General features: G+C 62.8%; 16 protein-coding genes and 1 tRNA gene. 8 read left to right on the top strand and 9 right to left on the bottom strand.

Annotated features, from left to right (window positions below; genetic code table 11):
- Window positions 1-25: 25 nt before the first annotated feature.
- The gene (locus tag FJ986_RS14360) at window positions 26-622 is read right to left on the bottom strand and encodes a DUF2059 domain-containing protein (RefSeq protein WP_140515392.1); all 597 of its coding nucleotides are present in this window, start codon (window positions 620-622) and stop codon (window positions 26-28) included.
- Window positions 623-644: 22 nt separating this feature from the next.
- Window positions 645-1,340: a ribose-5-phosphate isomerase RpiA gene (gene rpiA / locus FJ986_RS14355; RefSeq protein WP_140515391.1), complete on the bottom strand. Its 696-nt coding sequence runs from the start codon at window positions 1,338-1,340 to the stop codon at window positions 645-647.
- A 386-nt stretch (window positions 1,341-1,726) separates the two neighbouring features.
- On the opposite strand from rpiA, the gene FJ986_RS14350 reads away from it, so the two are divergent.
- Together FJ986_RS14350 and FJ986_RS14345 are read left to right on the top strand one after the other, a co-directional pair.
- Window positions 1,727-2,410: a phosphoglycolate phosphatase gene (locus FJ986_RS14350; RefSeq protein ID WP_140557200.1), complete on the top strand. Its 684-nt coding sequence runs from the start codon at window positions 1,727-1,729 to the stop codon at window positions 2,408-2,410.
- 251 nt (window positions 2,411-2,661) lie between these two features.
- Window positions 2,662-2,736: transfer RNA gene (locus FJ986_RS14345), tRNA-Val, on the top strand.
- 237 nt (window positions 2,737-2,973) lie between these two features.
- Here FJ986_RS14345 and FJ986_RS14340 read toward each other — a convergent pair.
- Window positions 2,974-3,450, bottom strand: a complete 477-nt coding sequence (locus tag FJ986_RS14340; protein ID WP_140674679.1) for a TIGR02391 family protein — start codon at window positions 3,448-3,450, stop codon at window positions 2,974-2,976.
- Window positions 3,447-4,127, bottom strand: coding sequence for a DUF5343 domain-containing protein (locus FJ986_RS14335; RefSeq protein WP_140674676.1), 681 nt, complete (start codon window positions 4,125-4,127; stop codon window positions 3,447-3,449). The genes FJ986_RS14340 and FJ986_RS14335 overlap by 4 nt, the downstream gene beginning before the upstream one ends.
- A gap of 556 nt (window positions 4,128-4,683) precedes the next feature.
- Between FJ986_RS14335 and FJ986_RS14330 the strand changes: the two genes are divergently transcribed.
- Both FJ986_RS14330 and FJ986_RS14325 read left to right on the top strand, forming a co-directional pair.
- The gene (locus tag FJ986_RS14330) at window positions 4,684-4,941 is read left to right on the top strand and encodes a PepSY domain-containing protein (RefSeq protein ID WP_140557198.1); all 258 of its coding nucleotides are present in this window, start codon (window positions 4,684-4,686) and stop codon (window positions 4,939-4,941) included.
- Between the two features lie 166 nt (window positions 4,942-5,107).
- On the top strand, window positions 5,108-5,584 hold the full coding sequence (locus FJ986_RS14325; RefSeq protein ID WP_140674673.1) for a hypothetical protein: 477 nt from the start codon (window positions 5,108-5,110) through the stop codon (window positions 5,582-5,584).
- 4 nt (window positions 5,585-5,588) lie between these two features.
- Here the strand turns inward: FJ986_RS14325 and FJ986_RS14320 are convergent, their stop codons facing one another.
- Both FJ986_RS14320 and FJ986_RS14315 read right to left on the bottom strand, forming a co-directional pair.
- On the bottom strand, window positions 5,589-7,484 hold the full coding sequence (locus FJ986_RS14320) for a murein L,D-transpeptidase (protein ID WP_140674670.1): 1,896 nt from the start codon (window positions 7,482-7,484) through the stop codon (window positions 5,589-5,591).
- Between the two features lie 210 nt (window positions 7,485-7,694).
- Window positions 7,695-8,441 (bottom strand): SDR family oxidoreductase, encoded by a 747-nt coding sequence (locus FJ986_RS14315; protein ID WP_140674667.1) that lies wholly within the window; start codon window positions 8,439-8,441, stop codon window positions 7,695-7,697.
- Window positions 8,442-8,538: 97 nt separating this feature from the next.
- Between FJ986_RS14315 and FJ986_RS14310 the strand changes: the two genes are divergently transcribed.
- Window positions 8,539-9,153, top strand: a complete 615-nt coding sequence (locus tag FJ986_RS14310) for a TetR/AcrR family transcriptional regulator (protein WP_140669921.1) — start codon at window positions 8,539-8,541, stop codon at window positions 9,151-9,153.
- A 72-nt stretch (window positions 9,154-9,225) separates the two neighbouring features.
- Window positions 9,226-9,627 (top strand): rhodanese-like domain-containing protein, encoded by a 402-nt coding sequence (locus tag FJ986_RS14305; protein ID WP_140548470.1) that lies wholly within the window; start codon window positions 9,226-9,228, stop codon window positions 9,625-9,627.
- Window positions 9,628-9,634: 7 nt separating this feature from the next.
- Here the strand turns inward: FJ986_RS14305 and FJ986_RS14300 are convergent, their stop codons facing one another.
- Window positions 9,635-10,546 (bottom strand): alpha/beta fold hydrolase, encoded by a 912-nt coding sequence (locus FJ986_RS14300; RefSeq protein ID WP_140669922.1) that lies wholly within the window; start codon window positions 10,544-10,546, stop codon window positions 9,635-9,637.
- 47 nt (window positions 10,547-10,593) lie between these two features.
- On the opposite strand from FJ986_RS14300, the gene FJ986_RS14295 reads away from it, so the two are divergent.
- Complete coding sequence (locus tag FJ986_RS14295; protein WP_140548466.1) at window positions 10,594-11,046, top strand: MarR family transcriptional regulator; 453 nt, start codon at window positions 10,594-10,596, stop codon at window positions 11,044-11,046.
- Between the two features lie 21 nt (window positions 11,047-11,067).
- Here FJ986_RS14295 and FJ986_RS14290 read toward each other — a convergent pair whose 3' ends face one another.
- Window positions 11,068-11,679: a pyridoxamine 5'-phosphate oxidase family protein gene (locus FJ986_RS14290; protein WP_140498624.1), complete on the bottom strand. Its 612-nt coding sequence runs from the start codon at window positions 11,677-11,679 to the stop codon at window positions 11,068-11,070.
- 63 nt (window positions 11,680-11,742) lie between these two features.
- On the bottom strand, window positions 11,743-12,096 hold the full coding sequence (locus FJ986_RS14285; protein ID WP_140498625.1) for a DUF971 domain-containing protein: 354 nt from the start codon (window positions 12,094-12,096) through the stop codon (window positions 11,743-11,745).
- 197 nt (window positions 12,097-12,293) lie between these two features.
- Between FJ986_RS14285 and moaA the strand changes: the two genes are divergently transcribed.
- Window positions 12,294-13,289, top strand: coding sequence for a GTP 3',8-cyclase MoaA (moaA, locus tag FJ986_RS14280; RefSeq protein WP_140515385.1), 996 nt, complete (start codon window positions 12,294-12,296; stop codon window positions 13,287-13,289).
- Window positions 13,290-13,333: the final 44 nt, after the last annotated feature.

Raw genomic sequence — 13,333 nt, 5'->3', positions numbered from 1 at the left:
CGCAGGGCCGTTTGGAATGGCAGGATCAGTTCTGCGTGTCGTCGGCAGGGGCCGATCCATCGGCAGGCGCGGCGCCATCGGCGGGCGCGGCCGCATTAGCAGGCGCTGCCGGCGCTTTCGCCTTGGCCGCCGCGGCCAGCGTTTCACCGACCTGCTGGGCGAGGTCACGAGCAAGCCCGTTCTGCCAGATATCGGCGGCCTTCACCAGGTCGCGCGTCACGGCCGGGCCGCTCTCGAGGAGCTTCTTGCCGGAGTCCGAATTGTAGAAGGTCGCGATGTCGTTGAGTTCCTGTTCGGAAAACACCTTCGCATAGGCAAGGGCCGCTTCCTTCTCCAGGTCGGCCCGGCGCGAGGCCAGCGCCAGCGCCTTCTCGCTGATGGTCTTGGCGATCAGCTCCTGCATGTCGGGGTTCTTCTGGATGAGTTGCGATTCGAGGGCGGCGGCGGCCTGCGGCAGGATGTTGTCGAACGGGTCCGTCGCATGGATCGCGGTGACCGCGGCGCGCGCCGCCTTCAGGTGCGCTTCGGTGACGTCCTGCGAGAACGCCGGCGAAGAAAAGGCGAAGACGGCCGATGCCGCCAGAAGGACGGACAAGCGGCGAACCCGGTTATGCAACATCATGGTCGATAGAACTCCCTGTTTTTCAGGCGGCATGGACGGTTTGGATGCCATCGCCCCCGGCGATGATGGCCGCTGACGCCAGCCCGATGAAAAGACCGTGCTCGACCACGCCGGGAATGGCGTGGAGAGCATTCGATAGCGCTCTTGTATCCGGAATGCGGCCAAAAGATGCATCGAGGATAAAGTGGCCGCCGTCTGTAACAAAAGCCTGACCGCCCGTCATCCTCAATGTAACCGGACCGGAAAGGCCGAGCCTTGCAGCCGCCTTGCCAATCGCGATTTCGGTTGCGCGCAGGCCGAACGGGTTGACCTCGATGGGCAATGGGAAACGGCCGAGCGTCTCGACCATCTTGGAGCGGTCGGCGATGACGATCATGCGAGCGGAAGCCGCCGCGACGATCTTCTCGCGCAGCAATGCGCCGCCGCCGCCCTTGATCAGCGTTAGTGCGGGGTCGACTTCGTCGGCGCCGTCCACGGTGAGATCGAGTTCCGGCGTGTCCTCCAGTGTCGACAGCGGCACCCCAAGCTCGCGGCACAGCGAGGCGGTGCGCTCGGACGTCGGCACGCCGATGATGGTCAGGCCGGTGGCCACCTTGTCGGCAAGCAGCCGCACGAACTCGTCGGCGGTGGTGCCGGTGCCGATGCCGAGCCGCATGCCGTCGGTGACATGGGCAAGGGCCGCCCGCGCGGCTTCGACCTTCAACTGTCTTGCATCCATGCCGCTTTTACCGCCCCGGAACCTGGTGTTTGCGGCTCCTACCATTTTTGCCGGTCCGGTCAAAGCCCTTGCAGCGGCGTAGGTTGATGACGTTCGGCCCCCCGTCAATGGTGTGCCCGCGCGCCAGCGAGCGATGCGCGGGCAACGTTAATAGGAATTTTTTCTTATATGCCATTGACTGGGTGAAGGCAGTTATGCTACATATTTGCCTATGGTGCAGATTTGCGCCGGGACCCGCCGCACTGGCGGGTTTTTTCATGGCTGGCGGTTCGTCGCGAATGCCCGGTCCGGGGAGCTTGCTTGCCTGAACGAGCCTGCCCGGCGCTTGCCTTGACGCGCCGCAGCCTTTATCGCCTGCCCATTGCATAAACTGCCCAGGATGGATCATGACCCGCCCGATCATCGTGTTTGACCTCGACGGTACGCTGATCGACACAGCGCCGGACCTGCTCGACAGCCTTAACCACAGCCTTGCCGCCAGCGCGCTCGCGGCCGTCGACGAAGCCGGCTTCAGGCGCTTCGTCGGCCATGGCGGCCGCGTGATGATCGAGCGGGCGCACGCCGCGCAGCAGCGGTCGCTCGATGTCGCCGAACACGACCGGCTGCTGAAACTGTTCCTCGACCACTACACCCTCAACATTCCCGGCAAGTCCCGCCCCTACCCCGGCGTCCTCGAGGCGATCGCCCGCTTCGAGAAGGCAGGCTACCTCCTGGCCGTCTGCACCAACAAATACGAGGCCAACTCGCTGGCGCTGATCGAGGCGCTCGGCCTGACCAAACACTTCGCGGCGATTGCCGGACAGGATACCTTCGCCTTCCGCAAACCCGACCCGCGTCACCTCACCGAAACCATCAAGCGCGCCGGCGGCGACCCGCACCGAGCTTTGATGGTCGGCGATTCGCAGACCGACATCGACACCGCGAAAGCCGCAGGCATCCCAGTGGTGGCCGTCGACTTCGGCTACACCGACCGCCACGTGCGCGAATTCGAGCCCTCGGCGGTGATCTCGCATTTCGACGCGCTGACGCTGGATTTGGTCGAACGGCTGATCGCCGCGGCGCAACATTGAGCGGCCGCAAGGCGGGATAGAGGCGAAAGGGCAAAAACCGATCCTTCTGAGAACGTCGCAAGGCAATCGCCCGACGAAATGACGATTTCCGATTTGCGGCGGATGCCTCCAACATCGAAGATGGCGCCGGCGCTTGAAAGAGGGTGACGAAACCGGAAGCACCTGCCCTCTGTGAGAACGCCGGACACCGCCTTGACTTCCCGCACCGGCCTCCCTTATATCGCGGCTCGCTTGGCCTTCGGGCAACGAGCGGGCGATTAGCTCAGCGGGAGAGCACACCCTTCACACGGGTGGGGTCGCAGGTTCAATCCCTGCATCGCCCACCATTTAACCACGTCAAAACGTTGGATTAGTTGGTCCTCACGGAAATCCCTGAAAGTCGGCACCGGCGCGTAACTGGCGCGCAACCCGAAAAAGCCTAGGCCTAGTGCAGAATCTTGGCGGGATGACGCTCCCGGTCTCTACTGCGTTCCCATTGGGGTGCGAAATAAGCATATCTCGTAAGGTGACGAGAGCACGCTCCGCCTTACCCGAAGGCAATTGAACCGTCTTGCGAGCGGGCTTTAAGGGGCCTTGCGGGCGTCCAGCCTGCGCATAAGGACCGATGCCAGTGACAGGTGGTCAAGGCACAGGTCGATGGGGTCTACTACGTTGTCGTGCGCGCGCGGATTACGGATACCAGACATGGAGCCCGCAAACATGTGGCGGAATCCCAGCTGCTCGTCCTTATCGCTTGTCGAGACAAGGTCAGTGAGCTGGATTTTAGAATTCTTCTCCGTGAACGCGCCCATCATGAGATTAAAACCGCTATCCTGAATGCCAGACAAGGCTTTGATCTTGTTGTCTATGAACTTGAAAGCCTCGAAGGTGGCCTGTGAAAAATGGCCGTCATCGAAGAGCTTCTTCGACACCGTTGCAATTTCCGGGTGAATATTGCGCTCATCGAACGGATGGCCGCTCCGGCTTTCCGCAGCCGGGGTCTGGCCAACGTTCTTGGTGGCTCGCGCAACCCGTTCAAAAATCTCGAGCGCTATGCTCATGGAAACAGGTTGGCCCGAATGCTCTTGAAGATGGCGTCATAGGTCTCCTGCGTGCCTTCGGCGGGCAGGTTAATCTCAATGCGCACAGTCAGCGTCACGTCTCCTTTCTGCCCTTTCAGGACCGTGGCAACTGGCGGCTCCTGCAGAACCTCCTCAGCTTTGCCGGAAGCGGCTGCCTTCGGCACCCTTTTAGGCGGCGCGGTCTTTCTAGGCGCGCTCGGTGCCTTCATCCTCGGCGTGGTGCTCTCGTCTGTGGCGTGCCCAGCAAGGTCGCGCAAAGCAATGAAGACGTTCGCCTGTCGGCCCCCAATAACATCGCCGGTCTTGTCGGCGCTGCGGAAGTAGCCAATCAGCTGGTCGCGGCTCATTTCCCAAGCAGCGTCGCCGCGCAACTCGAAAAGCTCCGTATAGGCCGCCTTGATCAGATTGCCGAATGCCTCTTGGAACTCGGTGTCGTCATGTTTCGTAAGGACGGTATGGCCCACGTCAGTGCGTTTCCCCTCGCCATCAATAACATTCAAGAACTGAAGCACGTTGATGACGTAGCTTTCGTTCTGGGGCGCGAGGCCCAACTTCTTCACTGTGTCGGATGTCACAGTGGCTGGGAAACTTTTACGCAAGAACCCAATCATCTGGGTAATGTTGCGCGCACCGGAAATGTACGGGTGGGAAGCCATATTGAACCCCTCAAGTAAATATCGGATGCAAGCTCTACCAACTCTGGCGGGCGGTCAATGTTAGGAGGAGTTTATTCGGCTGAAAACCCTATGTATTCACAGCTCTCGTCGCGGAAGTCCAGCAGTGAGGCCTTCTCGCCGCGTAGCAGCGCCGGCGAATCCTAGTCCCATTGCAGATAGAAGAGCCAAAAGGGGTCCATGGACTGACACCGGCAATTTGATAACTCTCGACTTTGGGGAGTACGGTGACAGTCTGGACAGATATGCCTGATGACCTCTTTACACCCTGTTGTGCGCTTTACGTGCCAGTTGGTGCACGCTGTAGCTCATCGAAAACGGCATTCTTGATGTATCGGCTGCTTTCACGGTGGGGTCGCAGGTTCAATCCCTGCATCGCCCACCATCTCCTTTCTCGGCAATACCTCCATCCTCCGGTTCTGATGACGACAGCACGGCGCCTCGCAACGCGCCAGGCAGGAACGGTACGGCATTGCGCGGTCGCGGAACAAACCTGCACACAAGTGAGTTTCTGTGCGTGGAAACTTGAGGGAAAACCATGTCCAGACTTCTTCTGGCGACCAGCGTCGCCATTCTCCTCGGCGCCGGGCCGGCCTTCGCCGTGGACGACAAGCCTTTGCCGCCGCCCAATGCCAAGAAATTGTCGGACATCATCGCCAAGGTCGAGCAGCGCGATGGCTTCCGCTATGTCAAGGAGGTCGACTGGGATGATGGCGCCTATACCGTCACCTACTACACCGCCGACAAGGCGAAGGTCGAAATCACCTATGATCCGGTGACAGCCGAACCCAGATAGCTTCGTCAGGGGAAACCTGCGGGACGGGCAACCCGTTCTACGATCCCTCCCGGCAATGATCACCGGTCCCATCTGAAAATGCCGAGCCTGCGGCGTGAGATGTGCCCGCCCTTGCGCCAATGCACCTTTGATGGCTGATTACAGCGGAGCTTCACGGGGGGTATGCATGGCGACGGCCAGGCATGTGTTGAAACGTATCTTGATGGTGCTTGCCGGCTATCTCGTCGCCGTGCTGGTCGGACTGATTGCCATCGTCGCGATTTACGCTGCGCTGAGCTCCCTGCCCAATGCGCCCCGGTATTTCGACCTCATGGGCGTCTCGCCGATCGCGGCGCTGGTGGTGCCGCCGCTCGGCATGTTCATCTATTTCCTGACGATCGTGCTGACCGGGGCGCAGACCCTGATCTTCGCATTGATCGCCGAATTCTTCTCGTTGCGCGGCTTGCGGCTCCACATGCTCTTCGGCGGTGCGGCGGCGGTCGGCGGCTTTGCCCTGATCTGGCCGAGCGCGCTCGAGGACATGGCCTCGGAGCGCTGGGCCGACATCGGCATCATCGCCGCTGCAGGCCTGGTCGCCGGGCTTGTCTACTGGCTGATCGCAGGGCGCGACGCCGGTTTCCGGCGACCGCTCTCGGCCCGCTGAATTCTCAGCTCGACGGGGAGCGTGCCGCTTCGGTGGCCTCCAGGGCCTGCTTCAACCGCGTGTCCCGGTCGTAGACGTCGTTGAAGTATTCGACCTTGCCGGACATGTCTGGCCATGCGGTGAAATAGGCCACATAGACCGGGATTGTGCGCGTCACATTCTCGGTCGCGTGCCCGTGCTTCAGCTTCTCGGCGATGTAGTCGACCGACGTGCCCAGCACCGCAGCCGCCATGCCGCGCGGGTCCTGCAACCGCACGCAGCCGTGGCTGAGCGCACGCATATCGCGCTGGAAGAACGACTTCTGCGGCGTGTCGTGCATGTAGATGGCGTGCTTGTTGGGGAACAGGATCTTCAATTCGCCCAGCGCATTGGCCTCGCTCGGGAGTTGGCGCACGCTGTAGGGGATGTTCGCGCCATAGCCGCCCCAGTTGACCGCCGAGGACGGAATGCGCTTGCCGCGCGAATCGGTCACCTCATAGCCGGCGCGGTCGAGATAACCCGGATCGCCGCGCAATCTCGGCAGCATTTCGTTGACGATGATCGACTGCGGCACCCCCCAATAGGGATGGAAGTCGACCTGCTTGATCTGGTCGTAGAAGAAGGCGGTCTGGTTGGTGGTCCTGCCGATGACCGCACGGGTTTTCAGCTTTTCCTCGCCATTGTCGATGTAGCTCGCCGTGAAGGCTGGCTGGTTGATGAACACACGCGGGCTGCCGAGGTCGGATGGCAGCCAGCGCAGTTCTTCCAGCGCCACCTGTACCTTGAGCAACCGGTCGGCCTTGGACGTTCCGGCCAGCGACGCGACGGTGCGCGGTCCGATGACGCCGTCGCCCTTCATGCCTGCTTTTTGCTGCACCGCCTTGATGACCGGGACCAGCTCAGGGAGGTAGACGTCGCTGGTGGCGAGCCGCGACAGCACTTCGCCGTAGGCGCCGCCCATCTCGTCGTCGAGGTTGCGCGCGATCAGGCTCAGCAGCTTGGGAAGCTCGGGACTGGTTTCGCCCGGCTTCAGCAACAGCCTGGGATCGACGACGATCTCGTTTTCGGCGCTCGCTTGCAGCGACTCCAGCTCGACGCGCAGCGCCTGGTACTCCGGGTTCTGCGGATGCCGCGATTCGAGATAGGTGCGCACTTCCTGGGTATGCGCCAGCGTCTTCAAAACGCCTTCCATGTCGAGCGGCTTGGCGGGGAAATCATAGTAGCCGGTCATGCGGTTGGGTTCGACGCGGCCGCTTTGGGCATCATGGACATAGCGAAGCACGCGGGCCGACAGCGCCATTTCGAAGCGCACGAACTCCTTCAAACGTGCAGCGGCGTCACCAGTCGACGCAGCGGCGGTCGGCACGTCGACCGTGTAGTCGGACGGTGCCAGGCCGTAGCTCGCCGCCTCGCCAAGCACCCGCACCGCGTCCTGCGCGCGGCTGTTGGCGTTGGCTCCGGTCACCCAGATGAAATCCGGATTGGCCGAATAATAGGCGATCAGCGCCTTGGCGATATCGGGCTCCGCATAGAGCTCGTAGTCGCTCAGTCCGGCGATTGCCTCGCGAAAGGCGTTGCCGGTGGCTGAGGGCACGAAGGCGGCGTCCTGCGGCGTCGCCGGCTGCGGCGCTGCCGTAAGCGCCGAGAAGTCGACGCGCACGAGCTTGTCGGCTTTGTAGGTGTAGTAGGAAGGGCTGCTGATCTTCACGCTGCCGCCGCCACCACCGCCGGCGGATACGTTGGGGTTCGGCTTGCGCCTTGATGGCGGAGGAGGAAACTCACCTCGCGGCTCGTGCCTTACGCCGCCGCCGAAAAGCATGTCGAAAAGCCCCTGCGCGCCTGCTTGCGGCGTTCCCAGGGCCAGCGTCGCCACGAGCGCTGCAAGCGGCAACGCGGTAGCTTTGTTTCCCGGCAATTTCATGGTCACCCGCTCCAGCCGCAACCGGCTCCGTTCCGCACGCTCGTGCGTCTTGCCCACCGCATGGCGGATGTAAGACGCGACTATACCGATTCATACCGATTTCGTTAAGCTTTCATAAATTTTGGGGCGGCTGTGGCAGAACGGTTTCACAACATCGTGACGGCCGGAGCGGACACAACCCGCTCCGGCCGTCGAAGCGGGCGGGCGACGTCAGGCGTTGGCGCCGCCATCGATGGTCAGCGCGGCGCCGGTCACGAAGCGCCCCTCGGGACCGGCGAGCCAGGCGACCATGCCAGCGACCTCATCGGCGTCGCCGAAACGCGGTGTGGCCATTTTTTCCCGCTGATGCTCGGCATGCGGACCGCTTGCCGGATTCATGTCGGTGTCCGTCGAGCCCGGATGGACGATATTGGCGGTAATGCCGCGCGCACCGAGGTCGCGTGCCAGGGCTTTGGTTAGTCCGACCAGCGCCGCCTTGCTCGCGGAATAGGCACTGAGGCTTGTGTCGGTCACACGCTCCGCCAGATTGCTGCCGATGGAGATAATCCTGCCGCCCTCGCCCATATGCGCCACCGCGGCCTTGGAGGCGACGAACGGCGCTCTCAGGTTGACCTCCATGGTTTCATCGAAGTCGGCGAGCGACAGGGTGTCGATGGGCGCGGCGCGCCAGATGCCCGCGCTGTTGACCAATATGTCGAGCCGCCCGAAGGCAGAAGCAACATCGTCGACCGCCCTCGCGACCGCCGCGGCATCGCGGCTGTCGGCCCTGATGGCGATGGCGCGTCCGCCCTTGGCCTCGATCTCGCCGACCACCGCACGGGCCTGCTCCTCGCCATTGACATAGGTCAGTGCCACGCTGGCGCCGTCTGCCGCGAGCTTGCGAGCGATCGCTGCGCCGATGCCGCGGCTGCCGCCGGTGACGAGCGCGGCCTTGCCGCTCAAACGATTCGGTGACATCGATTTCTCCTTTCTGTAATGATCGATACAGAAATAACTGTCAGGCTTGTTCGGCCCCGTCAACTGATTTATGTATCGATCAGCACAGAAAGAGATCATGCCGGAACGAGGACGCCCCCGCACCTTCGACAGAACCGCCGCCTTACGGCGCGCGATGGAGGTGTTTTGGGCCAAGGGTTATGAAGGCACGTCGATAAGCGACCTGACCGGGGCGATGGGCATCAATTCGCCAAGTCTCTACGCCGCCTTCGGCAGCAAGGAAGCGCTCTTCCTCGAGGCGACCGAGTTTTACACGCAGGCCGAAGGCACGGACATCTGGACCGCGCTGGACGAGGCGCCAACGGCACGTGAGGCGATCGAGGGTTTCCTGCGTCAGACCGCCAGGGCCTATTCGCAGACCGACCGCCCGCAAGGATGCCTGGTCACGCTCGGCGCGTTGCATCAGGACAGCTCGCGCGGCGCCATCTGCAACGACCTGCGCCGTCGGCGCGCCGAAAACCACGCAGCCTTGCAGAGGCGGTTGGAGCGTGGCGTGGCCGAGGGCGAATTGCCGAGGAGTTTCGACTGCGAAGCCGCCGCGACCTTTTTCGCCACGGTTCAACACGGCATGTCGATCCAGGCGCGCGACGGTGCTTCGCATGCGGCCCTGCTGGCAACCGTGGAGGGGGCAATGGCCGCCTGGAAGATGATAGCCGGTACCGACGCGGGATGACAAACGCCGGGCGTTGTGCTCGAAATCCGAACGGACGGAGCGCCAGTCTAAACGGGCCGGGAGGATCGGACGGTGAAAAAGGGTTATCGCGAACTGCTGGACGAGGCGAATGCCGAGATCGAAGTGCTTTCGCCCGAGGAAGCGGCAGCCCTGATCGAGGACGAAGGCACCATCTTTGTCGACCTGCGAGATCCTCGCGAGATTGAACGCGACGGCAGGATTCCCGGCGCCAAACATGTCACCCGTGGCATGCTGGAATTCTGGATCGATCCCGAGAGCCCTTACCACAAGCCGTTCTTCGCGTCGGGAAAGAGCTTCGTCTTCTTCTGCGCCGGCGGCTGGCGTTCGGCGCTCGCCACCAAGACCGCGCAGGACATGGGGCTGTCGCCCGTCAAGCATATCCTTGGCGGCTACACCGCCTGGAAGGCGGCCGGACTGCCGGTGGAACCCGGCGAGAAGAAGAAACAGCCCTGATTGCGGTTCAATGGAGCAGCGACGGCTCCCGGTGCGCGGCCACGAAGCTGACGGCGCGTTCCACCACGCCCTTGTCCGCCAGGATGCGGCGATGGCCGAGCCCTTCGGCCCAGTGGAGCAACACATGGTCACCGGCGCCGGCATAACGCCAGGCATGATCGGCCGAGACTTCGCGATCGTCGGGTGCGTGGATGACCAACGTCGGCACCGGCGCCTGGGCAAGCTGGCGATCGCCGGTGAATTCGTGCAGCGGCCGGCCGGAAAGATGTTCGACACGGTCCGCCATGGCGGCCTGCGAGCGCGGACCGACATTGAGCATGCGACTGAAGTCGGCGAAGATGGCCGGCAATGAACTGGGCGCGGCGATCAGCACCAGGCGCCCGGCCGCCAGCGGCGCAATGTTCCTGATCGATCCGGCGATTGCATTGGCGGCGACGGCGCCGCCGAAGGAATGACCGATCACCGCCGCGAACGGGCCGAACCATTCGCCCGCGATTCGCACCGCATCGACGGCATTGACCATGTTCAACCGCCGGCCATGCGATTGGCCGTGGCCGGGAAGGTCGAGCGAGACGACCCTGTAGCCGGCGGCGCGGTAGCCCTCGATCAGCATGCGCATATATTCGGTGCGCGAGCGCCACCCATGAACGACGAGAACCGTTCCGGCGGACGCCCTGCCTGGCTCCGGACGGAATTCATGCACCATGACGCAGCCGGATCCGGCTTTCAGCCGGTGATGCCGCGCTTCGGCCATGAAATCTGCCGCGCGGTCGACGGCACGGCGTTCGCCCTCGCTCAGCACCCTGGCGTTCGGCGTACGGCAGAACAGCTCGAATGCGGCGCGCCCGGTGAGGCGGGGGGCGACATGTTCGGCGGCCCCGAATACACCCCGGATGACCTTCAGTCCGAATGATGCCATAGTGGGAATCCATCCATACGTTCAAGCATGAACATAATAGTTCAAAGATGAACAATAAACAAGAGCTGCCCTGGGACAACCCGCGGTTTCGCAACTGGGTCGCGGTTGCGCGCGCCTGCCATGTGCTGGAGCGCACGCTTGCCGTGAAGCTCGCTCCGCTCGATCTGAAACCCGCGCAGCTCGATGTGTTGATGAATCTCTACCGCCATCCCGGCATGTCGCAGCACGATCTCGCCCGCAAGCTACTCGTCGGTCGCTCCAACATCACCATGCTGTTGCCTCAGCTTGAGGCTCGCGGCCTGCTGCGCCGCGAAGGCGACGAGAAGGACAAGCGCATCCTGCGGCTGGCCCTCACCGAAGCCGGCGAGGCGCTGCTGATGCAGGCGCTGAAGGTGCACATGGCGCTGATCGAGAAAGCGATGAGCCAGTCGACGCCGGAGCAGTGCGACATGATCGGCGAGCAGATGCGCAAGATCTACGAGGTGTTGAAGGACGCCTGACCGCCATTGCGGTCCAGCGGATCACCACATCGTCTTTTTTGCCCGCTCCGGCCATTCCTTGTCATAGGTTTCGCCGTCGATGTTCCTGCGGCTGGTGATCTCCAGGATCTTTCCTGGCGTCGGCAGGGACTTCGGATCGACATGCCTTTCCGGGTTCCACAGTTCCGACCGCACGATGGCGCGGGCGCATTGGAAATAGACCGTATCGACATCGATGACGCTCACCGAGCGTGCCGGCCTGCTGTCGACCGTGAACGACGCGCAAAGCGCGGCATCCGTGGTGATGCGCGCGCGGCCGTTGATGCGCAGCGTCGTTCCGGAGCCCGGCACCAGGAACAGCAGCCCGACGCGGGGATCGCGAATGATGTTTTTCAGCGAATCGGCGCGGTTGTTGCCGCGCCGGTCCGGCATCATCAGGGTTTTCGGATCGACGATGCGCACGAAGCCGGCGAGATCGCCGCGCGGCGAGCAATCCAGCCCTTCCGGCCCGCTGGTCGCCAGCGCGACGAAGGGCGAGGCCTCGATGAAGGCGGCGTATTCGGGAATGACGTGGTCGAGTTCCTTGACCACCGAGGCTTCGCCGGGCAGGCCATAGAACGCTTCAAGCTGTTCGACGGTGGTTATGATGGACATTGTCTTGTCTCCCGATCCGCCGCCCCTACTCCCGCTCCATGACATCTTGACGACGCCCGCCGGCTAACGGTCGCGGCTGAGACCCTTTTGTGCCAGCTCGGCAAGATAGGCATTCCAGCGCGCATCCTTCTCGTGGCCCAGCGTGTGCAGGTAATTCCAGGTGAAGATACCGGTGTCATGGAAATCATCGAAGGTGATGCGCACCGCGTAGTTGCCGACCGGTTCAATTTTGAGGATGGCGACATCGCGCTTGCCCGGAACGGTCACCCGCTGGTCCGGCGAATGGCCCTGCACCTCGGCCGACGGCGAGGCGACGCGCAGCAGCTCGGCCGGCAGCTCGAATGGCTGGTGGCCGGGAAAGGTCACGGAGAGCAGTTTGCGGTCTTTGGAGACCCGCAGTTCCTTCGGCGCCGTCATGGTGTTTTTCCGTTTCGAACCGCCCTTCCCTACGCCGCTTCGCCGGATTGGAAAAGCCCGTACCAGGCAGCCGACATCCGGTGTCGGTCGGGGAATGTTACCAAAGATCGAGAGCGGCTATCTTGAACGACAGGCCGGATCGTATCACATAGCGATATATAACGCCGTCGTTCACAGCCACGGGAAACGCTTCACGCATGGACATGATCGATCCTTTCGGCCGCACGATCAGCTACCTGCGCGTGTCGGTCACCGACCGCTGCGATTTCCGCTGCACCTATTGCATGGCCGAGGACATGGCTTTCCTGCCCAAGAAGGACCTGCTGTCGCTCGAGGAACTCGACCGGCTGTGCAGCGTCTTCATCGCAAAAGGCGTGCGCAAATTGCGTCTCACCGGCGGCGAGCCGCTGGTGCGCAAGAACATCATGCACCTGGTCCGTCAGCTGTCGCGTCATCTCGAAAGCGGCGCGCTGGAAGAACTGACGCTGACCACCAACGGCTCGCAGCTTTCGCGTTTTGCTGCCGAGCTCGCCGATTGCGGCGTCAAGCGCATCAATGTTTCGCTCGACACGCTTGATGCCGACAAGTTCCACGCAATCACCCGCTGGGGCCATCTCGGCAAGGTCATGGCCGGCATCGATGCGGCGCAGGCGGCGGGGCTGAAGATAAAGCTCAACGCCGTGGCGCTGAAGGATTTCAACGACGCCGAATTGCCTGAGATGATGCGCTGGGCGCATGGCCGCGGCATGGACCTGACCGTCATCGAAACCATGCCGATGGGCGAGATCGACGCCGACCGCACCGACCAGTACCTGCCGCTGTCGCTGCTGCGCGCCTCGCTGGAGCGCCAGTTCACGCTGACAGACGTCCCGTTCAAGACCGGCGGTCCGGCCCGCTATGTCCATGTCGCGGAAACCGGTGGCCGGCTCGGCTTCATCACGCCGATGACCCATAATTTTTGCGAGAGCTGCAACCGCGTCCGGCTGACCTGCACCGGCACGCTCTATATGTGCCTGGGCCAGGAGGATGCCGCCGATCTCAGGGAGCCGTTGCGTGCGTCCGAAGGCAACGATCTGGTCGGCGCGGCGATCGACGAGGCGATCGGGCGCAAGCCGAAAGGGCATGATTTCATCATCGACCGTCGCACCAGCCGCCCCTCCGTGTCGCGGCATATGAGCGTCACCGGCGGCTGATTTTCCCACGGATCTGGTGCAGGATCGCTTCCGGCTGACTGCTG

This window comes from Mesorhizobium sp. B1-1-1 (assembly GCF_006442955.1).
Lineage (GTDB): Bacteria > Pseudomonadota > Alphaproteobacteria > Rhizobiales > Rhizobiaceae > Mesorhizobium.
The sequence above is the reverse complement of the archived record's forward strand: the minus strand, read 5'-3'. Positions and strand labels throughout refer to the sequence as shown.